The sequence below is a fragment of the Psychrobacter sp. AOP30-A2-5 genome (assembly GCF_052378115.1).
Taxonomy (GTDB): Bacteria; Pseudomonadota; Gammaproteobacteria; order Pseudomonadales; family Moraxellaceae; genus Psychrobacter.
In genome coordinates, this window is sequence record NZ_JBQSXK010000029.1 from 1 (window position 1) to 25,288 (window position 25,288).

Here is a 25,288-nt window from a genome sequence, read left to right on the forward strand (position 1 = left end):
TGATAGGTATGTTTGATTATCCCTAAGTAGATGAGAGGGGTGTCCTTTTTCAGTGGACCAATCACCTCTACCAATATCAAAATAGGCAGTAACAATTGTGATTGACTTTTCAGTTGTTGATATTGAATTATCCATTACTACCGCCAATAATCTTTTAGCCAAGGGCTTGGCTTAACATGACGATACCACTTGCCGCCGCTACCATTGATGGCATCTGGCGGATTAATCTCACCATGAAAGATGACAATCTTTGCGCCATCCGGCAGAGTAGGCGCACGCACAAAGTTAAAGGGAATAGGGGCGATGCATTGGTACTTGAAGCTGACACACCATGTTTTATCCCAATACTCTAAATGATGATGCTCACGTAAATAGTTAGACAGATAAGCCTGCTCATGGCGCACTTGGGTACGAATGGTGGCAAAGTTACGCTCAAAATTTGCGAGCAAATCAGGATAAGTGTTCATGCCAATATTGAAACGATAAACAGAGCTATTACCAATCATTCGCCACGGTTTTTTCCAATCACGGATAATCACCACGCTGTCTTTGTGCTGAGCTTGATAGGTAAAAAAGGCGTCTATGTTATCAACAATAACAATGTCGATATCTAAAAATAAAGCCACACCTTTAAGACCATATAGTTCAGGTTTGAAAGTCGTGAGTTTTTTCCAACCACGCTCAGGTCCAGTAGGCAAATCCATCTCTGGAATAGGGTGGCAAGTCACAGCAGGGTCGATACCGCTGCTATCATCAGTGAGGCAGATCATTTGGAAGTCTAAAGTCAAATGGCGACTGACCATATTATAAAGACGGTTGACGTACTCAGCGCCGTATTTGTCACCCCATTTCATACAGATAACATAACGCTGCTCAGCAGTGCTACTGCGTGCATGCGTGTGGTCTGTCGATGAAGTATTGGTTACGTCAGTTGCCATAATGCACTCATATTAATATAAATAAAAAATATTTAGGGCGTGTTCTCATTTTTAACATAGTGATGAAAATGAGATAAATTGTCGCCAAACAAGAAAATAGCGCAGACAATATTGAGCTATTGACTGACTATTTGACGCTGTTTGGCAAAATTTAGCCATCTTTAATCCATTTATAGGACGATCGATTGAAATGAGAACACGCCTTAGTAACGTTTAAAGGTACAAAAGTCAGCCAATACTATCACAGCTAGGATTCACGATATCTCTAAACGTTTGGCTAATTGTAAGGTTATTGCTCATTGTCAGCGCGCGTGGTTGTATCATGAACGTTTTGATCAGCCCGCTTGTTGTCAAGAATGAATTTGGCCAAAGTTTCTTCATCAACGTTGTAAGGATTTCCTAATGTGGGAATGTGTTTGAAACGTCGATAGCCCCACATATAGTGACTACATTTTTCTTCAATCATCTGTTGCATGGCTTGGTTAAGTGCATAAGCGGCGGTCTCGGCATGACGATCATAAAGTGCTGGATCATCGAGCTTATAACAATAGATGTCAAATCCACGACCATCGTCACGGCGAATACAAGATAAGCCGACCAAGGCACATCTGGTTTTACTAGCAAGTTTAGAAGCAAGCGTACTGGTTAGCGTTTTAATACCAAAAAAGGGCACAACCACGCCGCCCGAAGGGTCGGGAACATGATCGGGTAAGACGATACTAAAGCCACCTTGTTTAAGTGTTTTAAATATGGCTTTGACACCGCTACCATCGGTTGGCACTAAGGTCGCATTAAGCCTTGAACGCCCTTGTAGCACAAAGTTGTTGGTAATGTCACCTTTAACAGGTTTGTACATAATGGTTGGGGAACCAAATTGATTGAGCCAAGCGTTCATCATCTCCCATGTACCGAGATGCGGCACGATAGCGAGCATGCCGTTGGCACTCGCAAGTCCTTCTAATAAAATTTCTTTATTATGAACGTCGCGAATCTGAGCAATACTCCACTCAGGTGGCATGGCCCAGCTTTTGATCGATTCAATACTGGTCAAACACTGGTGATAAATAATCTCTTTGGTTACTACTTGTTTTTGCACATCAGTCAGCTTAGGCGCAATTAACGTCATATTGATACTGACTGTACGCATGATACTCAAATTGGGTATCTTAATAATCACCCACGCAACAAAACGTGCCAGTATCTGCAAAACAGACAATGGCACGATTTTAAAAATGTAATACGGATTCATAACCATTCACATAGTGATGAATCACGTAATAAGTACTGAAAAAAAAATCCGGACATCGTTAGACCATTTATTGCGCAGGTTTGTTGGTGTCAGCCTGTGCTTTTTCGCGCACACGGATACCAAGATCACGTAGCTGCTTGCTATCGACTTCAGCAGGTGCTTGAGTTAGTGGACATTCAGCAGTTTTAGTTTTTGGGAAAGCGATAACATCACGGATAGAGTCAGCGCCTACCATAAGCATAATCAGACGATCCAAACCAAAGGCCAAGCCACCATGTGGCGGCGCACCGAATCTTAACGCATCAAGTAAGAAACCAAACTTGTCTTCAGCTTCTTGCTCGCCGATACCTAATGCTTCAAGTACCGCTTGCTGCATGTCGTAGGTATTGATACGTAAGCTACCACCGCCAACTTCTGTACCGTTCAATACCATATCATAAGCGATAGAGAGGGCAGATTCTGGGTTGTTTTTCAATTCATCAACAGAACCTTTAGGTTTAGTAAACGGGTGATGCATTGACGTCCAACGACCATCGTCCGTTTGCTCAAACATTGGGAAATCAGTGACCCAAAGTGGTGCCCACTGACAAGTAGTCATCTCAAGGTCTAGACCAATTTTTTGGCGTAGTGCGCCGATTGCGTCATTGACGACACTGGCTTTATCCGCACCAAAGAATATAATATCGTTGCTTTCTGCACCAGTACGCTCAATCAAGCTTACCAATACGTCATCGGTCATATTTTTGATGATAGGAGACTGAAGACCAGATTCTTGGTCAACGCCGTTGTTGATATTGCTCGCATCGTTAACTTTGATATACGCCAAACCACGTGCACCGTAAATGCTAACGAATTTGGTATAAGCATCGATTTGCTTACGGCTTAATGAAGCACCACCAGGGATACGTAGCGCAGCAACGCGACCTTTAGGATCGTTAGCAGGACCGGCAAATACTTTAAAATCAACGTCTTTCATTAAATCAGCAACGTCGATGAGCTTTAATGGAATACGTAAGTCAGGCTTGTCTGAGGCATAGTCACGCATAGCTTCTGCGTAAGTCATGCGTGGGAATTGCTCAAACTCAACATCCATCATGGTTTTGAATAAATGCTTAATCAAACCTTCGTTGATGTTCATGATTTCTTCTTCATTTAAGAAAGAAGTCTCAATATCGACTTGGGTAAATTCAGGCTGACGGTCAGCACGTAAGTCTTCGTCACGGAAACACTTAGCGATTTGATAATAACGATCAAATCCTGACACCATTAACAACTGTTTAAACAGCTGTGGTGACTGCGGCAAAGCAAAGAAGTTACCTGGGCGTGTGCGTGATGGCACAAGATAATCGCGCGCGCCTTCTGGTGTCGCACGAGTCAAGATAGGGGTTTCAACGTCTAAGAAACCATGGTCATCTAAGTAACGACGAATGGCTGACGTGGCTTTAGCACGGAAAACCATACGCTCTTGCATTTGCGGACGACGCATATCAAGATAGCGATATTTTAAACGCAAGTCTTCTGATACCGTGGTTTTCTCATCATTTAATGGGAAAGGCGGTGTTTCAGATTTCGCCAATACTTCAATTTCTTTGCCCAACAGCTCAATCTGACCACTGGTCATATTATTGTTTTCAGTACCCGCGTAGCGTTGACGTACGCGACCAGTGATTTTTAGCACATATTCAGGACGTACCGCATCAGCAGTAGCAAAGGCTTCTGGTGTATCAGGGTCAACGACGACCTGCAAGATACCAGCGCGGTCACGCATGTCTAAAAAAATCACGCCACCGTGATCGCGACGACGATGTACCCAGCCTACGATACTGATGGTTTGATCGATGAAGCTTTCGGTTACGGCTCCGCAATATTCGTCTCGATATTCGCTATGCGTCATAGTGCTTTGCGTCATAATATAATTATCCAGTTGTCAGCCCAATTCGAAATACAATAATGCAGCCATTGCTGTACGATTCAAGCTATCCGCTAAAAACGCACAAACACCGCGATTAAGACAAATGGTCATCACGTTGGCTACAGAAAATTTGGTGTAAACGCATATTATGCCTAATCTGCCCTTGTTATACAACCAGTGGCGTCCAATCAAAGGGTAGGAAAGTATCAGTAATGGGCGTATTTATTCAGTAACATTTGCATTGGGTTAAATATTGTCATTTTGCTTGAAAATATCAGCCACTGTGCACATATCAGGCTCACTTATAAAATCTTATTAAAATTATTCTAATCATGTAAGGAATGCTACTCATGCTTTTTCACCCTGCTAAGAACCCTGTTGAGCTACAAGTTGTTCATCTAAATAAAAGCCAAGAACAACGCCGTGAAGACTTAATGGAGGCAACTCAAGGTAAAGCCGCGCTTAAGCAATTCAAAAAAGTAATGGCTAAAAAAGCCAAGCAAGCATTGAAGGCAAAAAGCAAAAATAAGAAAAAAAACAGTGATAATAAATCACAAGTTTTCGTTCTCGACTTTGACGGTGATATCAAAGCCACGGCAGTTAAACATTTACGCGAAGAAATCAGCACATTGATCAGCAGCGCAAATAAAGGTGATGAAGTCGTGGTACGTCTTGAATCAGGCGGCGGCTTGGTTCATGGTTATGGTTTGGCAGCAGCGCAATTGGCACGTCTAAAAGAGGCTGGTTTAAAATTGACAGTTTGTGTCGATAAAGTCGCGGCCAGTGGCGGTTATATGATGGCTTGTGTGGCAGATAACGTAGTGGCTGCGCCCTTTGCCATTATTGGCTCAATCGGTGTGGTATCACAGTTACCAAACTTTCATAAATGGCTAAAAAATCATGACGTCGATTATGAGATGTTTACCGCTGGTGACTATAAACGTACTGTCACTATGTTTGGTGAAAATGATGCTGACGACCGTGCCAAATACCAAGAAGAGCTTGAGCAAACGCACGAATTGTTCAAACATTTCGTGAACACGTATCGTCCGGCATTGGAGGTCGCGAAAGTGGCAACAGGCGAGCATTGGTATGGCGAAGATGCACTAAAATTGAATTTAATTGACAGTCTGCAAACCTCAGACAGCTATATTTTAGAGCGTATGGAAGACAATGAAGTCTATGCGCTGCATTCACGTCAAAAGCCAACGCTGGCCGAAAAGTTGGGATTGTCACAAGCGGCAGAGGCCACCGTGAATATGGCGATTGATAAACTACCAGATGCGCTAGCACGCTTTGATTTTAATAGCCGTTTAAATATCCTAAAGTAGTTTTCAATTTTCCACTCTAAATAGATGCATTGTTTGTATTTTGTAAAAGGCGTGTCCTAGCGGGTCGCGCCTTTTTGCTGTTTATTCATAAATGCTGTGTTATAAATGTGGCATACAGAACAGAGTATACGCACGTACACTATAAAATTAATATTGGGCTTTTTATAAAAGCTTTATGTGAACGTGATGAAAATAATTAACCATCAGCAAGGAAAAGGATGCCAGCTATGTCTGAAAATACATTGATGTTTACCGCCACCGAACATGGTCAAACCATGCACGCCAAAGTCAAAGCATTTATCGAAACTCATATTGAACCAATAGAAGCACAGTTTTGGGCGGATTGTCATGCGCAAAACCCAGACGGTAATTGGAAAAATTGGCAATGGCCAGAAAAATACGAGAGTTTGCGTAAACAAGCACGCGAAGCCGGTCTATGGAATTTGTTTTTGCCAGATGACACGCTAGGGGCAGGGCTGTCGGTGACCGATTATGCACCGATTGCCGAGCTCACTGGACGCAGTTTATTAGCGCCTTATGTCTTTAACTGTAATGCCCCTGATAGCGGCAATATGGAGCTTTTATGGCGCTATGGTTCAGAGGAGCAGCAAGACAAATGGCTAACGCCAATCTTAGAAGGTAGAACGCGTTCGGTATTTTGTATGACTGAGCCTGATGTCGCCTCCAGTGATGCGACCAATATGCAAGCGACAGCTGTGGTTGATGGCGATGAGATTATTATCAATGGCAGTAAATGGTGGTCATCGGGTCTGGGTGACCCTGCGGTCGATATTTTGATTGTGATGGCGTACACGCCTGATGAGAATAAAGACCGTCATCATCAGCATTCGATGGTATTGGTCCCAGCAAAGACAGCGGGTGTCAACATCGAGCGTATGCTCAAAGTCTTTGGCGATTATGATGCGCCGCACGGCCATGGTGAAGTCAGCTTTGATAATGTACGTGTGCCAGTCAGTCACTTTATTGGTGGAGCGGGTATGGGCTTTGAGATTGCGCAAGGTCGCTTAGGACCAGGTCGTATCCACCATTGCATGCGCTGTATTGGCGCTGCCGAAAAGTCGCTAGAGCTGGCTGTTAAGCGCGGCATGGAGCGTACGGCTTTTGGTAAGCCATTATTACAACTGGGTGGTAATTTTGAGCGTATCGCTGAGGCGCGTATTAAGATTGACCAAGCGCGTTTATTGACACTATATGCAGCGCAAAAAATGGACGCGCAAGGCACAAAAGCAGCATTGACTGAAATCTCTGCTATTAAAGTGGTTGCGCCAACCGTGCTACAAGAAGTGGTTGATATGGCGATTCAGATTCACGGTGGTATGGGCGTTTGCCAAGATACCATGTTGCCTGCATTCTTTGCCCAAGCTCGAGCGCTGCGCTTAGCTGATGGTCCTGATGAAGTGCATAAAACCATGATTGCTAAGTTAGAATTAAAGCGTCAGGGTTTTATTCGTCCTTCTAAATCTGGTAAATCCTAAGTTTATTTATTCATAAACTTATAGAGATTGATTTAAATAACCATCTGCTTAACTTAATTTCTCATTGAAAGTCACTATTACGCCGTTAATAGTGAATTTTCATCCCTATACTCACTGATAAAACATAATTGACCACACGATAAGGAATGTCATATGGCAACTGCTAATCAAAGCAGCACTACCGTCAAAGAAGTAGCTAATAAAATCTTAGATAAAGGCGGCGAGGTTCGTGAGGGCGAAGAGCTTGATGCCAAAGCGGTCAGCTCATGGCTACGTGCTCAAGGCGTCGATATAGAAGGCGAGCCTACCGTTACTCAATTTTCAGGTGGTGCATCAAACTGGACCTATCGTTTGCAATATGAAGGCGAAGGTAAAAGTAAAAGCCAAGATTTAATTTTACGCCGTCCACCAAAAGGCACTAAAGCCAAATCAGCACACGACATGGTGCGCGAATATACGGTTCAAAAATCCTTAAAAGATGCTTATCCTTATGTACCTAAAATGGTCGCGTTATGTACGGATGAGTCCGTCATCGGTGCAGACTTTTATGTCATGGAGCGTATGGAAGGTATCATTCCTCGTGCCAATTTGCCAAAAGGCATCGATTTAAATGAAGAGCAAACGCGTGCATTATGTACCAATGTCATCGACGCTTTGATTGAATTGCATCAAGTCGATTATAAAGCGCATCCTGATTTGGTCAATCTTGGACGCGGTGAAGGTTACTGTGAGCGCCAAGTGACAGGTTGGGACAAGCGTTATGTCAAAGCCAAAACGCCCAATGTGCCAAGCTTTGCCTTGGTAAGACAATGGCTTGGTAAACATACGCCTGCTGACAGTAAGACTTGCCTCATTCATAACGATTGGCGCTTTGATAATGTGATTTTGGATGCAGCAGATCCGACCAAGGTGATCGGCGTACTTGATTGGGAAATGGCGACCTTGGGCGATCCTTTGATGGATTTGGGCAGCGCATTGGCGTATTGGATTGAAGAAGATGACAACATCATTATGCAGCAGTCACGCCGTCAGCCCACCCATTTAAAAGGCATGATGACTCGCGATGAGGTGGTTGCTTATTATCTTGAGCAGACAGGTCTAAAGATAGACAACTGGACATTTTATGAAGTGTTTGGTCTGTTCCGTCTAGCGGGTATCGTTCAGCAAATTTATTATCGCTACTATCATAAACAAACGACCAATCCCGCCTTTAAAAATTTCTGGATTATTGTGCACGTATTACATGCCAAATGTCTTAAACTAATTGCTCAATATGAAGGTGAGATTTTGTTTACTAGCCGAGTACAGCCGCATTTGCAAGATATAGGTGTTGATGCTGCGACGATTGAGCAGTTGCCAAGTCCTATACAGGCTGTTATTAAAGGTATTTTGCCAAAGAGCTATTTTGGACAAAGCGCACCTAAAGCTGAAGAGTAAGCAAATTAAAAATTGAAAATCTAGGGCTTTTAAAAATTATAAGAGTGCGATTAATAAGGCAATATTTTATGACAACCATACTTTTGGCCCGTCATGGTCAAGCGTCATTTGGACAAGAGAATTACGATCAACTCTCAGAGCTGGGTGGCAAGCAAGCGCAGATGCTAGGTCAGCATTACGCGACGACTCAGCGTCGAATTGATGCGATTTTTACTGGTAGTTTGGTTAGGCAGCAAGACTCTGCACATCATTTTTGGCAGCGTTATCAGTCATTTTTTGATAGCGATAGTAATATCTCTAGTAAGCCTGCGATCGATATGAGTGCAGCACCGGATAGCTATGTACTGCCACAATTTGATGAATTTAATCATAAGGACGTGTTGATAAAGTCTAATCCTGCTTTTATGAGTAAAGGTGCTATTGCGGCTGAGATTGCGCAAGCAGAAGTGCCGTCTATGCGTTTAGCGGAGTTGTTTGATGCCGCAATGCAGCGCTGGCATGCAGGTGAGAATGACGGTGATTATATTGAGAGCTGGTCACAATTTAATGAGCGGGCAAAACAAGCGCTTGAGCAAGTGCGTTTGCAAGTGGCTAATCTGAATTTAGAGCGTGATAGTACGGTGCTGGTGTTTACTTCGGGCGGCATTATTGCGGCTATTACCGCGCAGTTATTGCAGCAAGGCAGTCAGACTGCGTATCAAATTAATAAAAGCTTGGTTAATACGGGCGTAACGTCTATTACTTTAAAAGCGCAGAGTACACGGCTATTGTCTTTAAATGAATACAGTCACTTATTTGCTGATGGCAAACGCTTCGTGACGTGGCGATAACATAGCATGTGATGGCTGGTGGGACATCAGGATAAAATGGCTACTCTAAACACGTAGCCGATTTTTATGTTATTAAAATCGGCTATGATAATTGTTGAGTACTTTTTGTGTATTTTTATAACAGACAAGCCGCACTTATCAATTTGCGATATTATAGACTGTCAACTTCATATAATATGGATGTAAACAGGACGTTCTATGCAAAATAAATTGATCAATTTAGTCACCAAAAGCGCTAAACAAAGTAAAAATCAGCTATTTAGCGCGATTGTGCCCGCACGATACCTAAAAGGTTTAAATAAGCAGCAGATTGGTCGTGGTAAAACAGTATTAATCACGGGTGCCAGCTCAGGACTGGGCGAAGGTATGGCAAGATTATTTGCTAAGCTTGGCTATAATTTGGCGATTTGCGCGCGTCGTACCGATCGTCTAGAAAGTCTACAATCAGAGTTAATGGCAGCGTATCCTGATATTCGTGTTGAATATCGAGCATTAGATGTCAGCGACTATGATGCCATATTCGATGTATTTGGTGCGTTCGCAACTGACTTTGGTCATATCGATCGTGTGGTGGTCAATGCGGGCGTCGGGGATAGTCGCCGTATTGGTAAAGGGCGCTTCGATACCAACCGCCGCACCGTTGAAATTAACTTTGTCTCTGCGCTCGCGCAATGTGAAGCGGCGATGAATATATTCCGCGCACAAAACAGCGGTCATCTGGTGGTGATATCAAGCATGTCAGCAATGCGTGGACTGCCTAAGCATTTGACCGCTTATGGCGCAAGTAAGGCAGGTCTGGCTCATCTGGCAGAAGGCATTCGTGCTGATATGTTATTAACCAAATTGCCTATTAAAGTCTCGACCATTTATCCGGGTTATATCCGTACTGAAATTAATGAAAATGCCAAACCACTACCGTTTGAAGTGGATGCAGATACGGGCACCAAATCCATCGTTGCAGCGATTGAGGCTGGAGTCGATGAAGCTTGTGTACCAAGTCTACCGTGGTCTATTGTCGGTCAAGCAATGAAGCATTTGCCATTGCAAGTGGTCAATAAAGTCAATTAGTAACTATTTGACTTCATTGCTTTGGTATCAACAGCAATGAAGTCAAAAAGAAGACAATAAAAAACCCTCAGCATTAAAGTTGAGGGTTTTTTATTGTCTTCTTTTTAAAAATATAAAATCTATGCACTACAGGGTTTGAGGATTATCCGACATATGCTTTTCACGTAGCTTTTGACGCAATATTTTACCCACATTACTCTTTGGCAACTCACTGACGAATTCGATATGACGTGGGCATTTATAGCCAGTCAAATTGTCCAAAGCAAATTCTTTAATATCACTCTTGGTAACATTGTTATCAGCAGGGACGATATAAATTTTGACTGCTTCGCCTTGGTGGTCATCAGGAATACCGATCACCGCACAATCAATGATGCCTTTATAATCTAGCATGACTGACTCGATTTCATTTGGGAAAACGTTAAAGCCTGAAACCAAAATCATATCTTTTTTGCGATCAAGTAAAGTGATATAGCCCCGTTCATCCATACTGATGATATCGCCAGTACGGAAGTAACCATCGCTGGTAAAGTCATTGCTATTGTCTTTATTAAAATAGCCTGAAGTGATGTTTGGGCCTTTAATGCACATCTCGCCAGCTTGATGTAAGCCGACACGATTACCTTCATCATCAACGACAATGATATCTACGCTAGGGACTGGTATACCAATCGTACCGTTAAACTTGCGATCAGTGATGACGTTAGCGGTACCAGCTGCAACCCCTTCAGTCATACCCCAACCTTCGACCATTGGGCAACCAGTGACTTCTAACCAGCGAGCAGCTGTTTGTTCAGTTGCTGCCATACCACCTGCTTGTGAGATGCGCAGTGAGCTAAAGTCCAAGTCTTTAAAGGTTGGTTGATCAAGTAAGCCTTTAAACAAAGTATTCACCGCTGGCAATATATGGAACGGCTGTTTTGACAGCGTTTTAACAAAGCCTGGCATATCGCGTGGGTTAGGAATCAAGATAAAGGTGTAACCTGAGCGCATGCCTAACAGGGTCAGCATAAAGGCAAAAATATGATACAGCGGTAACGCCATGACCATATTGATATAGACCTCATTAATATCTGAGGTGATAGGGCGGTACCAAGCTTCTGACTGCATCGCAGCGGCGACGACGTTACGCTGAGTCAAAACAGCGCCTTTCGACAAACCAGTCGTTCCACCGGTATATTGCAAAATTGCTTTTTGTTGCAGTGTGGTTTTTGGTGCTTGGATAGGCAAGTTTTTGCCTTTTTTCAGCACATCAGGAAACTTGGTCACATCGTATTTAGGGTCATTCAGGTTATATTTAGGCACTAAGCGTTTGACCTGACGGATAACCGTATTAACCAAAATACCCTTTAGCCCCATCATATCGCCCATTTTCGAGAGGACAATACGTTTGATGTCGGTTTCTTCAATGACTTGTTCGAGTGCTTGAGCAAAGTTATCAACCACAAAAATAACTTGAGCACCCGAGTCGTTCAACTGATGGCGCAGCTCACGACCGGTATACAGTGGGTTAACTGGGGTACAAACGTAGCCCGCCCGCAAAATACCAATCATCGTTGGCAGATATTGTGGCACGTTGGGCATCATGAGTGCAACGACACTGCCTTTAGGAATGCCTTGCGCTTGTAACCATGCAGCAACGGCAAGTGAGGCTTTATCCACATCACCATAAGTATGAGTGACACCCATACAAATAGTCATAGGATGCATACGAAAACGATTGAAACATTCCTCATACAGCTCTATGAGGCTCTCATATTGATCAGGATTAATGGTCTTGGGTACGTTTTCTGGATATTGCGCCAGCCAAGGCTTATCTACTGTCATACTTAGCGTCCTTAAATGTTGTGATACGTTAAGGTTCTATAAAAGAGTAGTCACATCCTTGTCAACAATATAAATCATCGCCTTGAGAAATGGATTGTCGCGTGCTATCCTATCGATTCACAGACTGCTAAAATACGGTGACCTCTATATAAATTATTTAACTACAAGCTCATTTCACTATAAAAAGCAGTGGTCTAAATACAGTAAACAGCTGGTTACTATTATCCTTACTAAGAAAAGCACCACTTGCTCATAAACTGATCTGAATTGAACGACTATCGGCTCACATTAATAAAAAATAGCGTGACTTATTTTGGCAACACATTAACATAACTACAATTGATATTGTTATTTTTATACAAGAACTTGATAGTTTATAATTAAGTTTGATAAAGCAAAAAATATATGTTGTAACCGTATAGAGGATAAGCGGTTATTAGAAAGGTGCGAACGGCACTTTCCTCGGAAATTTGTGAATCATTATACGAATCATCTAGTTTGTAGAAAAAGTTGTTATGTAAAAGCATTAACATTATAGTTACAAATCAATGACTTTCTGTATAAGAATGATAGATTCACATAAAAAAAGCGCTCTACATATGATGTAAAACGCTTTTGATAATGATTTCTTTATTTACAATTGTGGGTTGTCAGACATATGCTTTTCACGCAGTTTTTGACGTAGTACTTTACCCACATTACTCTTTGGCAACTCACTGACAAATTCGATATGACGCGGGCATTTATAGCCAGTCATATTGTCCAATGCAAATTCTTTAATGACGTCCTTGGTGACATTGTTATCGGCAGGAACGATATAAATTTTGACCGCTTCACCTTGATGCTCATCGGGAATGCCGATCACCGCACAATCAATAATACCATCACAATCTAGCATCACTGATTCAACCTCATTTGGGAAGACATTGAAGCCGGAAACCAAAATCATGTCTTTTTTACGGTCTAATAATCTAAAGTATCCTTTTTCATCCATGCTGACGATATCGCCAGTGCGAAAGTAGCCATCTGCCGTAAAGTCATCACTACTGTCTCTGTTAAGATAGCCTGAGGTTACGTTAGGACCTTTTACACACATCTCACCAGCTTCGTTTACACCAACGCGATTGCCTTCATCATCGATGACAATGACATCGACACTAGGAACAGGGACGCCAATCGTACCGTTAAACTTGCGATCAGTGATGACGTTAGCGGTACCTACAGCGACACCTTCTGTCATACCCCAACCCTCAATCATAGCGCAACCAGTGACTTCTAACCAGCGAGCAGCTGTCTGCTCAGTTGCTGCCATACCACCCGCTTGCGAGATACGTAGTGAGCTAAAATCTAACTCTTTAAAGTTTGGATGATCAAGTAGGCCTTTAAATAAGGTATTAACCGCTGGCAATATATGGAACGGCTGTTTTGATAAGGTTTTAATAAATCCTGGTATATCACGTGGATTAGGTATCAAGATAAAGGTGTAGCCTGAGCGCATGCCGAGTAGACTGAGCATAAAGGCAAAAATATGATAGAGCGGTAACGCCATCACCATATTGATATAGACCTCATTAATCTCTGACGTAATCGGTTTGGTCCATGCTTCTGATTGCATCGCCGCGGCGACGATATTACGCTGCGTTAAGATAGCCCCTTTAGATAGTCCTGTTGTGCCACCTGTATACTGTAAAAATGCTTTTTGATCTAATTGCATTTTTGGTTTGTGGAAAGGAAGGCTTTTGCCTTTCTTCAGTACATCAGGAAACTTGGTCACTTCGTGCTTAGGGTCATTTAACTTGTACTTAGGCACTAAGCGTTTGACCTGACGAATGATGGTATTCACTAAGATACCTTTTAAGCCCATCATGTCGCCCATTTTTGATAGGACAATACGCTTAATATTGGTCTCATCAATGACTTGTTCGAGTGCTTGAGCAAAGTTATCAACCACAAAAATAACCTGAGCGCCAGAATCATTTAATTGATGGCGTAATTCACGACCAGTATACAGTGGGTTAACAGGAGTACAAACGTAGCCCGCTCGCAAAATACCAATCATCGTTGGCAGATATTGCGGCACGTTTGGCATCATGAGTGCGACTACACTGCCTTGAGGCAGCCCCTGCGCCTGCAACCATGCAGCAACAGCAAGTGAAGCTTTATCAACATCATCGTAGGTATGGGTCACGCCCATACAGATACTCATAGGGTGCAGACGAAAGCGCTCAAAACATTCTTCGTACAGCTCCATGATGCTGCTATATCTATCGGGGTTGATAGTTTTTGGTACACCATTAGGATAATGGGCAAGCCAAGGTTTATTCGGCGTCATAGTCAGCGTCCTTGAAGTTTAAAATAGGGTGAATTCTGTCGTAAAGCAGTCATATCCGTGTCAATAAAACACATCAGCGCTGACGTAAACCGTTTGCCGCTGAGCGTGATAATATCCTTATCTATTGACTGGCTGCTAGGTTTTATTACTATCGTACAAAACGACTTAATCATTATTAAAGGATAATGACGTCAATTGAACGAACAGATCGCTTAATTGTAAAAGCATTTTTGCTCTTAAATTAGCTCTACCTGTTATCTAACACTAAGGTATCAGAAAATAACGATACATTTAAGCAATACAGTAGCATGAATATCATCAAATACTATACTAGTATGAAATACTGAGCAGTGCATAAATAAAGCTGAAAAATATGATTTTTATGGAACATCACGTGATTAGATAGATGCGCTGTTTGTCACTTAAGATACGCTATTCGCCGCTTAATAAGTATAGAAATGAATGAGTTAAGCAAAAAAAATATCATAGCCAACATCAATATATCAACTAGAGATTTGTCAGCACTCCAACTGAATGTAGTTATGCTCAATTATTAAGGTAATATCAGCTGCTTGTTTTTATTAAAAAAGCGTCGATAAATGAGTAAAGCGCTGATCGTACAGCCGAGCGTACTGCTCACACATATCAAAAACATAGTGAGTATCTGATAGCGAATCGCTTGAGTGGGGTCAGCGCCAGCCAATATTTGACCCGTCATCATTCCGGGCAAGCTAACGATACCGACGACTAGCATAGAGTTCAGCGTTGGAGTCATGCCATTGACAATGGCGGCGCGTATTGGTTCATGCACTGCTTCAAATGGGCGAGCAGATAGGCTGAGCATCATCTCTATACGTCCTTGCTGCTCATGAAAGGATTCAATCAACTGGTTGCTGGTCAATGAGATAGCGGTGAGCGAATTGCCCAATATTAGCCCCAATATAGGAATAACGAATTGCGGTGTGTACCAAGGCTGTACCTTTAAAATAATCATGATGGCTATCGCAGTGACTAATATAGCCGAAGCGCTTACTGCCAGCAAAGTGTCAGTTAACAAACCTTTATAGCTACGTTTGACGCGATTTTTGGCAGCAGCGCCTGCAATCAAGGTCATGATGGTCAAAATTAACAGGACTTCATACCACTGTTCACGAGCAAAAATCCATGCCAATATCAAACCAATAAAACTAAGCTGGAGTACCGTGCGGATAGCTGCGATTAACAGCGTTTTGGTCAGCTGTAAGCGTAGCCGCCAAGAGATAATAAGAACGATGATAATTAAGCTGCTGGCAAGCGCAATATCACCGTAAGTTAAAAATACTTGTATGTCATCTGTACCGCTCATAGTGGCTCACTATATAAAATGACGAATATAAGATAGACGTTAATACGAATTTGTTAAAAAAAGTCATTTTAAAGAGTGACATGACAGGCTTAGCTCAACGTTAGAATATCTCAGTTAATACCCCTGCTTGCATCTGCCAATGCTGATCGGCTAATGGCATGATGTCTTTTGTATCGTGAGTTACCCACAGTAGTGTACGCTGACTATCTGCCTCTAACCAGTTCATGAGTAGATTGACGAGCTGGGCTGATGTGTCACTGTCTAGGGCAGCGGTAGGCTCATCTAGTAATAACACCCGTGGGTTCAATTGTAAGAGGCGTAACGTGTTGACCAGTTGCCGCTCGCCGCCCGATAGATGATAGATTTCTTGCTGCAAAAAGTCAGCGCTGCGTTGCAATTGCTCAAGCTGTGCGATATGCCAGTCGATATCAAACCTGCGATGCTGATGCGCTTGTAGCTGATAAGGCATTTGCAAGTTCTCAAGCACACTGCCTTCTAATAATTGTGGGTGCTGGGCGAGTAGGGCAACGTGCGTGCGCCACTGTATCGGTGCAGTATCATGGATACTATAATAAGCACTACTGGTTGATTGGTCATCAGAGCGCAAACGAACATTGCCACCGCTCATGGGCAATAGTCCAGCCAATACCCGTAATAATACCGATTTACCACTGCCAGAAGCGCCTGTCAACACGGTTACTTGACCTGCTAACAGCTTGCCTGTGGCGCCATCGATTAATAATCGTTGATGTGCAGGTATGATTGGCTGAGAGACAGGGTTTGGTCTTAGTTTGCCGATCCATCTTTGACAAATGGTAGATAGCGCAGATGTTGTGGCTTCTGTGGCCTCCATATTTTTGTCATTAATATTTTTATCGCCAACCTTATTCTCATTATAGGCAGGTATGCTGGCTGTACGTTTACTGTGTACCTGAATATTCTCTAATATCAGTATCGGTTTGTTATTATGGAGATGCATAAGTCATTATCGCTAATTATTCAGCCACTAAGTATCCAATCATTAAGTATCTAACTACTAATTATCCAACCACTAAGCATTCAACTGCTCGTGGATCGCTTGCTCAATGGCATCGCGTAAATGCTTTGGAACACGAATAGGGCGCATGGGCGTGGCACTAGCAACCGCAGTATCTGCCTTACTATTGGATAGCGGTTTGGTTTTGACTTGGTTTTGCACACAAGCAATGACAATTTTGCCACTACTTAATAAGCTGCTAGCATTAGCATTGCTATTAGCATAATCAGAAGAAAGGCTGTCTGGGCTGTTACGATAAATACTCTGGTAAAAGATAATGCTGGCAGGTTTTAACTCGACTTTATCGATGCGCACACTGATGACTTCATCTAACAAAATAGCTCTTTTGTATTGCAAGTCTGCTTGACTGACAACAAAATGCTGGATTTCTCCATCGTCAGTCTGCAAAAAATACCCGTTTAAATTCAGTTCCCCAAACCAATCACGGCGGCAGTTTTCAAAAAACACCAAATGATTGGCATGGTAGACTATACCGCCTGCATCAGTATGGTTAATATAGACATTATAATTTTTGGTAAACAATGGCGTATATTCGCCGTCTACACTTGCCACTGTGTTTGTATTTTTGCTGTTATTTTTTATCATAAAGATGCTCGGTCATTGTTTTAATAAATATTGTTCGATGTTCATGATTCGATGGCCAAAATTTGATAGTAGCCATATTAACCACAACTACTCTAGCTTAAGATATCAGGGCGCGCAACAGTTAGGTCGGTCGACGTCTGTTATGATAGTGGATTATGCATTTTCATGGCCCATTTCTTTATATTAGCACCGTATTTTCATCAATTAGTATAGGATAATTTATGACCCGTTTTGTCAGTTTTAATATCAATGGTATTCGCGCTCGTCAACATCAGCTTGAGGCCGTGCGAGAAGTGATCGATCCTGATGTGATGGGTCTACAGGAAACCAAAGTACATGATGAGCAATTCCCCCTAGAAAACATAGAGAGTCTGGGCTATCACGTAGAGTACTTTGGGCAAAAAGCCCATTATGGTGTGGCGCTACTATCCAAGGTTGCACCTATATTTGTGCAAAAGGGTTTTCCTGGTGAAGAGGTCGAGGCACAGAAGCGTTTTATTCATGCACGATATGAATTTGACGGTCGTGAAATTGATGTGCTTAATGGCTATTTTCCACAAGGAGAGAGCCAAGACCATCCGACTAAATTTCCGATGAAGCGGGCTTATTATGCAGATTTAATGGCGTATATCGATACCCTAAAAGCAGAAGGTCGCTCGCTCATAATCATGGGTGATATGAATATTGCTCCAGAAGATACTGATATTGGCATTGGCGACGTCAATGCTAAGCGCTGGTTGAAAAATAGAAAGACCTCGTTTTTACCAGAAGAACGCGAGTGGTATGCGGCGCTGATGTCACGCGAGCTGACAGATACCTATCGCTTACATTATCCAGAGAGCACAGAGCTATATAGCTGGTTTGATTATCGCAGCCGTGGGTTCAATGATGAGCCGAAACGTGGCTTGCGTATCGATCATATTTTGTGCAGCTCGGATCTTGTTGAGGCCTGTGTTGATGCTGGGATTAGTTATGAGCTACGGGCGATGGAAAAACCGTCTGATCATGCGCCAATTTGGTCGGCATTTGATTTAAAAAAACGGTAATATTTATATAGGTCGCGTTTGATACTTCACCAGCAGTAGCGTCATGGTGAACGCTCAACGCATCTTAGTATTTACCGCATCATCTGTTATAAATAATGATAAAATTTTACAATAAGGATTAAACCATGGCAGTCGGAAATGTTGCAGTACCTGATATTATTTATCCTATCGAAGGAATCAAGCTAAGCGCCACTGCCGCAGGCGTACGCTATAAAGACCGAGATGATTTAGTAGTGATTGAGATCGCTGATACCGCGACCACTGCGGTTGTGACCACCAAAAACACCTTTTGTGCTGCGCCTGTACGGGTGTTGCGTGAGCATTTTGCCAAGATGAGTCCGCGTTATTTGGTCACTAACACAGGTAATGCTAATGCTGGGACGGGTGCTGATGGCAAACGTCGCGCCGTTGATATCTGTGCCGCTCTGGCGAGTAAGGCTGGCGTGGATAGTAATGCAATATTGCCATTCTCGACTGGTGTCATTGGCGAGCCATTAAATAGCGATGCGGTCATCGCGGGCTTAGATAATGCACTTGCCAATTTGGGGGCTGATAATTGGCTTGCCGCGGCGAATGGTATTCGCACCACAGATACGATTCCGAAGCTCGCTAGCCAAAAAATCGACGTGGCGGGTGTTAGCTATCATATAACGGGTATGTCGAAAGGCTCAGGCATGATACGCCCTAATATGGCAACCATGCTGGGTTATGTGGCAACTGATGCCAATATCGCTGCTGACCTATTACAAGAGATGCTAAGTGCCATTAATGAGCAGTCTTTTAACCGCATCACTGTCGATGGCGACACTTCAACCAATGATTGCTGTGTGTTGATCGCCACGGGTGCTGCCAGCTCAGATATCATTGATAGTCCAGAACATCCGCATTATCAGGCTATATTTTCGGCTTTGACCGAGGTGTTTGTCCGTCTGGCGCAATTAATCGTACGTGATGGCGAGGGTGCTACCAAGTTTATGACCGTCAACGTCACTGGTGGCAAAACAACGCAAGAGTGCTGCGATGTGGCATATGCGGTCGCGCATTCACCGTTGGTCAAAACCGCATTTTTCGCTAGCGATGCCAATTGGGGTCGTATCTTAGCGGCAGTGGGTTATGCTGGTATCGAAGACTTGGATACGGAACAAGTGGATGTTTATCTAGATGAAGTCATGATTTGCCAGAATGGTGGTGTCGCCCCTAGTTATACGGAAGCGGCAGGTAAGACCGTCATGAGTCGCCCTGAGATTACCATTCATATCGATCTTGCTCGCGGCGATGCTAGCGATACGGTTTATACTTGTGATTTGTCCTATGACTACGTCAAAATTAATGCGGATTATCGTAGTTAAGGGTTATCACTGTCAGCTAAGTAAAATACTTTTTAATGAATAACTGAGCCAGAGTGACTATCACTCTGGCTTTTTGATGTGTAAATTTTTCTCAGTATCAATTTACTCTACTATTCAATACGCGCGATTAACAACAGTTGCAAAAGCTGACGTTACTTTACAAAGCAGTTATAGAGCAGAAGACGAGTTGCGCTCTATACTGGTCTCAGTAAACGAACAATAGACGACATTATTGAGACGTAATAGGTTTATTCGCTAAAGCTAAATGAAGTGAAAAAGCTAAACGAAGCGAATATTCTTGCTCGGCTCAATATTGACAGTAGTATTACACCCATCGCAAAAATTGACTGATATTTTTAAAATATATTTACCAGCATGATGTGTCCAAAATAATAATCTCAAACCATCAATAATGTATTTATAACAATTAACTGAGGATTTAATAATGAAAAAATTAGTACTTGCAGCAGTAATGACCGCCTTTGCCCTGTCAGGTTGCTCTACCATGGGTATGGATAACGAACGTACGATGGTTGTCGATGGGCAACCTATGAATGTTAAAGTGGTTAACATTCCAAGTTTTGAAATAGAAGTAGCACCACTGAAAGCTGTCTGTGAGCTGTCAACAGCTGAGGGTACTAAGGTTGAAGCAGAATGCCTACAGTATCGCCAGACTTATCAGAAAAACTACACACCTTTAAACGGCAATATTCAGGGCTTCACTTATGAGCCAAACTATCGTTATGTTCTAGACGTTCGCCAAGAAGTAATGATGGATGAAAATACTAACATGGCTAAGCCAGTTTGGATTCTAAACGAAGTGGTTTCAAAAACAGCTGAGTAATGAATCATTGAGTATGTCTAGTTAACGAGCATATTTAACCAAAATAAAAAAGACCTCTAATTCTGTATTAGGGGTCTTTTTTATTTCAGCAAATACTTGGGAATGTGATGTCAGGATAAGCTATATTAAACAATCGTTATGTTAGCACTGACTATATTTTACACTGACGCCATGAGTGGCAGTAGGGATGCGATTGTCTGCATAAACGGCAAGACCGCCTCGTGAGGTTTCTTTGTATTTATCTAGCATATCCGCACCAGTGACTTTCATGGTTTCAATCACTTTATCTAAAGAGACAAAGTGCTGTCCATTACCACGGCAAGCAAGTCGCGCCGCATTGACAGCTTTGACGGCGCCCATGGCATTGCGCTCGATACAAGGCACTTGCACTAGACCGCCTACAGGGTCGCATGTCAGACCTAAGTTATGTTCGATACCAATTTCGGCCGCATTAAGGCATTTAGCTGGATCACCGCCTAAAATTTCTGCCAAGGCAGAAGCTGCCATGGCACAAGCAGAACCAACTTCACCTTGGCAACCAACTTCAGCGCCAGAGATGGAGGCATTTTGTTTGATTAAACTGCCAATAGCAGTCGCATTTAACAAAAACTTGCGTGCACCATCTTGGCTATAGCTTGATAAAAAGTCACGATAGTAATGCATCACCGCAGGAATAATACCTGCTGCACCGTTGGTGGGGGCAGTGACGACATTTCCGCCATTGGCATTTTCTTCATTGACCGCTAAGGCATATAAATCAATCCAATCCATGGCAGCGAGTTTGTCATTTTTGGTAATGGGTTGGTTTTTCTCGGCGCACAGCTGTAGATGTAATGCTTGGGCACGGCGCTTTACATCCAAGCCTCCAGGCAATATGCCACTGTTTTGACAGCCTCGCGTCACGCAGTCCTGCATTGACTCCCAAATAGAGTCTAAATAAGCAAAAACTTCTGATTGATTGCGGTAATGACATTCATTTGCTAATACCAATTCACTAACGCTTAAGTGGTGTTGACGACATTGCTCCAGCAATTCTGCGGCGCTATTAAAGGGGTAAGGAATGGCGTCAATGGTCGGTGTGGCGTTATCTTCATCCGGATTGGTGGCATCTTCTTCATTGATAACAAAGCCGCCACCTACCGAATAATAGGTTTGTTGATAATGACTGCCGTCGGTCAATAATGCACGGATAGTCAAGGCATTAGGATGGTAGGGCAAAACGGTTTCGTCATACCAGTGAATATCGCGCTCTGTCTCAAAGGCAATAACATGCGTGCCTGCTATATTGAGCTGTTTGTCTGAAAAAATCGGCGACAAATATTGACTGGTCAAACGGGTATCGATCGTACTAGGAGCATGCCCAAGCAGCCCTAACAATATAGCAGTATCGGTTGCATGCCCTTTGCCTGTGGCTGCCAAAGAGCCATAAAGCTCAATTTCAACGCCTGTAATAGCCGTCAGCTCTGTTTGCTTGGTTAATGAGCCCAAAAAAAGATTGGCGGCGACCATGGGTCCTACCGTGTGTGAGCTTGATGGGCCAATACCAATTTTAAATAAATCAAAAACACTAATCATAATAACTTACCAAGTTTTTTAAGTGCACTAACATGTTATATAGCTGCTTTAGGCACTTTCATTGAGAATATAACAGGCAGCTCTCGCTTATAGCACCGACAAAGGTGTAGAGGAAGCACCGCCCATGGAAGTATTAACGCAAAAGAGGAAAAATGGTGATTGAATAATAACTTTTATTTGTTTTGAAACTCCGCTATCATGCTCGGAGCTAATGGCTATGTAACATCCTGTAAGTTTATTGTCGCTGCAGAATACACTGAGTCATAAGCGACCATAACCATTTTTTAGTTAAACATATCCGACCACATACATCTACCAAAACATGGTCATCATACCAAATAATACTTTTGGTTTGCCATATTGCAACATAAATGAATGAATCAGGGCGACATATTATAAATGAAAAGATGCGGATTTTACTCGTTATCGTAATTTCTAGCCACATATTCTTGCCGATTGATGCCCTGATTTAACTCAATTTTTATTTTTCATTTACTGTTGTCTATTATTTTAGCCCAGTTTACATAGGACAAGCGTGTATGCCCTCTCAAAAAGACCCTTCCTCGCCTTTAGAAAACAGCGCTCAAGCACCATCTGCTGAACCTGGATTAGAGGCTGCGGCGATCAGTCCTCCGTATAATCCAGACTTTGAAAATGGACGCTGGTTTCCGACATGGCGTCCATATCAAGGCGATTTAGATCGTGATCCAGTCGGTATCAATGAATATCTGCCACCGTCAAAAAGCGTGCTATTAGGTGTACAGCATACTTTTGCGATGTTTGGTGCGACCGTGCTTGCGCCGCTGTTAATGGGCTTTGATCCCAACTTGGCCATTTTGATGTCAGGTATCTGTACGGTGATGTTCTTTATGATCACTGGTGGGCGCATGCCGAGCTATTTGGGCTCAAGTTTTGCTTTCATTGGTCCCGTTATCGCTGTGACAGCTTATGCAGGCGCAGGGTTCAATGGTAATTTGAATGTCGCTTTGGGCGGCATCATGGCTTGCGGTATCATTTATGCGTTAATTGGGCTGCTGGTGATGAAAACGGGTACTGGCTGGATTGAGCGTTTGATGCCGCCTATCGTTACTGGTGCTATCGTGATGATTATTGGTCTCAACTTAGCGCCAGTGACCATTCAAGGGGTGTCTGCCAATCAGTTTGATGCTTGGATGGCTACCTTGACCGTATTACTCATCAGTGGTGTGGCTGTTTTTACACGCGGTATGCTGCGTCGTCTGTTATTATTGGTTGGTTTAATATTATCCTATTTTGCCTATTTTATCATGACCAACGTCATGGGTTTTGGCGCAGCGATTGACTTTAGTAGTGTGGCAGCTGCTTCGTGGTTTGGCTTACCTAGTATCCATACGCCTCGCTTTGAGATGAGTGCTATTATTCTGATTGCGCCTGTGGCCTTTATTTTGGTGGCTGAAAACTTAGGGCATTTTAAGGCTGTTGAAGGTATGACCAAAGCTCGTGTCACGCCTTATATGGGTCGAGCATTTTTTGCTGATGGTTTGGCAACCACTTTTTCAGCAGGATTTGGTGGCACTGGTGTGACGACTTATGCTGAAAACATCGGTGTGATGGCGGTGACTAAGGTATATAGCACAACAATATTTGTCGTGGCAGGTGTGGTAGCTATTTTATTGGGGCTATCACCAAAATTTGGTGCCATAATTCAGACGATACCAGCCGCTTTATTGGGCGGTGCGTCCATCGTGGTGTTTGGTTTGATTGCTATTGCAGGGGTCAAAATTTGGATAGACAGTCGTATCGACTTTAGTAAAAACAGTAACCTAATTATCGCAGCCGTGACCGTTATTATGGGTACGGGTAACTTTAGTTTGCATTTAGGCGGCTTTGATTTGGGCGGTATCGGTACGGCGACTTTGGCAGCGATTGTCTTAAATGCGTTATTTAATCAAGGATCTGAAGCGAAGGCCGCTCATCAATCATTGGCTAAGTAACCCGCTTTTATGCTGCTGAGGTTTTATACCTATCAGATAATGATGGTAACAACATATTCATTCCATAAAAAGCGCCCATGCTACCGATAGCATGGGCGCTTTTTATGGAGTGGCAACAAGTGCAGAATAAAAGCTACTTGTAGTCTCGCTTGTAAAATTTTGAGAAAAACCGATAACGTCGTAGGGCGCGCGGCTTAGGTTTCAGTGAACCCAAATAGATTGCAAACATGGTCAACAGAGCACCACTCCACTGTAAGCTATTAATCGGTTTGTCCAGCCAGCTATAATCAATGACCAATGCGGCAATCGGTTCTGATAATAATAATAACCCAGTTAACGCCAAAGACAGCTTAGGAATGGAATAAGCAATTAAACCCCACGCCAAGCATTGCATCACTGTGCCGTAGATAAGCACCCAGCCAATTTCAGACCAAGTGTTTGGCAAAATATGACCCATATCAAACACAAACATAGGAATAATCATCGCCAATACACCACCGATACTAATCAGCTGCATCAGCATAAATATGGGTGTGGGTTCAGTATCATGGGTCTTACGGATAAAGGTCATCGATGCCGCTAGCATTGCCCCTGAGACGATACCAGTGATGAACCCCCAAGTGGCGGCGCTGTTATGCGCAAACTCAGGACTGCCTATCATGGCCACACCAAACATGGCTAAAAATAAACTGATAAGCTGCAATATAGATTGGCGTTCGTTAAAATATAAGAACCCAATGGCGGCTAAAAAGAAAATCTGTAGGCTATTCAGTAACGTTGAGATGCCAGGACCAACCGCATAAATACTCTCGTGCCAGAGCGCCAGATCTAAGCCTAAAAAGACACCTGATAATAAACCATAAAAAATAGCGCGCCTTGAGCGGGGTAGACGCTGTCCCATGATTTTGGCCAATACAGCGAATACGACACCTGAAATAGCCAAGCGCCAAAATGCCATTGCCCAACCGCCAATATCAACGTGAGCGACAATCAAACTACCTAAACCAAAGATAATACAACCAATGACCAACCCAGTAGAGGCAGAGCGTGAAGAAGCAATCGCCATACAATGTCCTTATATCCGTATTATTATT

The 25,288-nt window shown here is 42.9% G+C and carries 20 protein-coding genes; 9 read left to right on the top strand and 11 right to left on the bottom strand.

Annotated features, from left to right (window positions below):
* The 4 genes from ACT3S4_RS13355 to aspS form a co-directional block, all read right to left on the bottom strand.
* Positions 1-135: WlaTC/HtrL family glycosyltransferase (locus ACT3S4_RS13355; RefSeq protein WP_444761227.1), on the bottom strand; the 135-nt coding region annotated here is incomplete at its 3' end.
* Positions 136-137: 2 nt separating this feature from the next.
* Positions 138-854, bottom strand: a complete 717-nt coding sequence (locus ACT3S4_RS13360; RefSeq protein WP_374190038.1) for a glycosyltransferase — start codon at positions 852-854, stop codon at positions 138-140.
* A gap of 373 nt (positions 855-1,227) precedes the next feature.
* Positions 1,228-2,187 (bottom strand): lysophospholipid acyltransferase family protein, encoded by a 960-nt coding sequence (locus tag ACT3S4_RS13365; protein ID WP_193011549.1) that lies wholly within the window; start codon positions 2,185-2,187, stop codon positions 1,228-1,230.
* A 67-nt stretch (positions 2,188-2,254) separates the two neighbouring features.
* Entirely contained in the window at positions 2,255-4,081 is a 1,827-nt protein-coding gene (gene aspS / locus ACT3S4_RS13370; RefSeq protein WP_201581776.1) for an aspartate--tRNA ligase, read from the bottom strand.
* A gap of 368 nt (positions 4,082-4,449) precedes the next feature.
* On the opposite strand from aspS, the gene sohB reads away from it, so the two are divergent.
* The 5 genes from sohB (at position 4,450) to ACT3S4_RS13395 (ending at position 10,261) form a co-directional block, all read left to right on the top strand.
* On the top strand, positions 4,450-5,430 hold the full coding sequence (sohB, locus tag ACT3S4_RS13375) for a protease SohB (RefSeq protein ID WP_087815265.1): 981 nt from the start codon (positions 4,450-4,452) through the stop codon (positions 5,428-5,430).
* Positions 5,431-5,675: 245 nt separating this feature from the next.
* A complete protein-coding gene (locus tag ACT3S4_RS13380) occupies positions 5,676-6,926 on the top strand; it encodes an acyl-CoA dehydrogenase family protein (protein WP_201501632.1) in 1,251 nt (416 codons plus the stop codon).
* Between the two features lie 153 nt (positions 6,927-7,079).
* Entirely contained in the window at positions 7,080-8,363 is a 1,284-nt protein-coding gene (locus ACT3S4_RS13385; RefSeq protein ID WP_087815267.1) for a phosphotransferase family protein, read from the top strand.
* A gap of 68 nt (positions 8,364-8,431) precedes the next feature.
* Positions 8,432-9,193 carry a histidine phosphatase family protein gene (locus tag ACT3S4_RS13390; protein ID WP_087815269.1) on the top strand — a complete coding sequence of 254 codons (762 nt, stop codon included), beginning with the start codon at positions 8,432-8,434 and terminating at the stop codon, positions 9,191-9,193.
* A 198-nt stretch (positions 9,194-9,391) separates the two neighbouring features.
* Entirely contained in the window at positions 9,392-10,261 is an 870-nt protein-coding gene (locus ACT3S4_RS13395) for an SDR family oxidoreductase (protein WP_087815272.1), read from the top strand.
* A gap of 126 nt (positions 10,262-10,387) precedes the next feature.
* On the opposite strand, the gene ACT3S4_RS13400 is transcribed toward ACT3S4_RS13395, so the two are convergent.
* The 5 genes from ACT3S4_RS13400 to ACT3S4_RS13420 form a co-directional block, all read right to left on the bottom strand.
* Positions 10,388-12,088 carry an AMP-binding protein gene (locus ACT3S4_RS13400; RefSeq protein WP_087815274.1) on the bottom strand — a complete coding sequence of 567 codons (1,701 nt, stop codon included), beginning with the start codon at positions 12,086-12,088 and terminating at the stop codon, positions 10,388-10,390.
* Positions 12,089-12,722: 634 nt separating this feature from the next.
* Positions 12,723-14,420 (bottom strand): AMP-binding protein, encoded by a 1,698-nt coding sequence (locus ACT3S4_RS13405; RefSeq protein ID WP_087815277.1) that lies wholly within the window; start codon positions 14,418-14,420, stop codon positions 12,723-12,725.
* A gap of 553 nt (positions 14,421-14,973) precedes the next feature.
* Entirely contained in the window at positions 14,974-15,765 is a 792-nt protein-coding gene (locus ACT3S4_RS13410; RefSeq protein ID WP_201553737.1) for an ABC transporter permease, read from the bottom strand.
* A gap of 100 nt (positions 15,766-15,865) precedes the next feature.
* Complete coding sequence (locus ACT3S4_RS13415) at positions 15,866-16,744, bottom strand: ABC transporter ATP-binding protein (RefSeq protein WP_201553738.1); 879 nt, start codon at positions 16,742-16,744, stop codon at positions 15,866-15,868.
* Positions 16,745-16,816: 72 nt separating this feature from the next.
* Complete coding sequence (locus ACT3S4_RS13420; RefSeq protein WP_201539207.1) at positions 16,817-17,407, bottom strand: thioesterase family protein; 591 nt, start codon at positions 17,405-17,407, stop codon at positions 16,817-16,819.
* A 221-nt stretch (positions 17,408-17,628) separates the two neighbouring features.
* Between ACT3S4_RS13420 and xthA the strand changes: the two genes are divergently transcribed.
* The 3 genes from xthA (at position 17,629) to ACT3S4_RS13435 (ending at position 20,646) form a co-directional block, all read left to right on the top strand.
* Complete coding sequence (gene xthA, locus ACT3S4_RS13425; protein WP_201553739.1) at positions 17,629-18,453, top strand: exodeoxyribonuclease III; 825 nt, start codon at positions 17,629-17,631, stop codon at positions 18,451-18,453.
* A gap of 125 nt (positions 18,454-18,578) precedes the next feature.
* On the top strand, positions 18,579-19,802 hold the full coding sequence (gene argJ / locus ACT3S4_RS13430; RefSeq protein WP_201553740.1) for a bifunctional glutamate N-acetyltransferase/amino-acid acetyltransferase ArgJ: 1,224 nt from the start codon (positions 18,579-18,581) through the stop codon (positions 19,800-19,802).
* A 445-nt stretch (positions 19,803-20,247) separates the two neighbouring features.
* Positions 20,248-20,646, top strand: a complete 399-nt coding sequence (locus ACT3S4_RS13435) for a DUF4377 domain-containing protein (protein WP_055124114.1) — start codon at positions 20,248-20,250, stop codon at positions 20,644-20,646.
* Positions 20,647-20,787: 141 nt separating this feature from the next.
* Here the strand turns inward: ACT3S4_RS13435 and ACT3S4_RS13440 are convergent, their stop codons facing one another.
* Positions 20,788-22,221, bottom strand: coding sequence for an L-serine ammonia-lyase (locus ACT3S4_RS13440; RefSeq protein WP_087815291.1), 1,434 nt, complete (start codon positions 22,219-22,221; stop codon positions 20,788-20,790).
* Positions 22,222-22,760: 539 nt separating this feature from the next.
* Here ACT3S4_RS13440 and ACT3S4_RS13445 point away from each other — a divergent pair.
* Positions 22,761-24,194: a solute carrier family 23 protein gene (locus ACT3S4_RS13445; RefSeq protein WP_227694089.1), complete on the top strand. Its 1,434-nt coding sequence runs from the start codon at positions 22,761-22,763 to the stop codon at positions 24,192-24,194.
* A gap of 133 nt (positions 24,195-24,327) precedes the next feature.
* On the opposite strand, the gene ACT3S4_RS13450 is transcribed toward ACT3S4_RS13445, so the two are convergent.
* Entirely contained in the window at positions 24,328-25,260 is a 933-nt protein-coding gene (locus ACT3S4_RS13450) for a DMT family transporter (protein WP_055124111.1), read from the bottom strand.
* Positions 25,261-25,288: the final 28 nt, after the last annotated feature.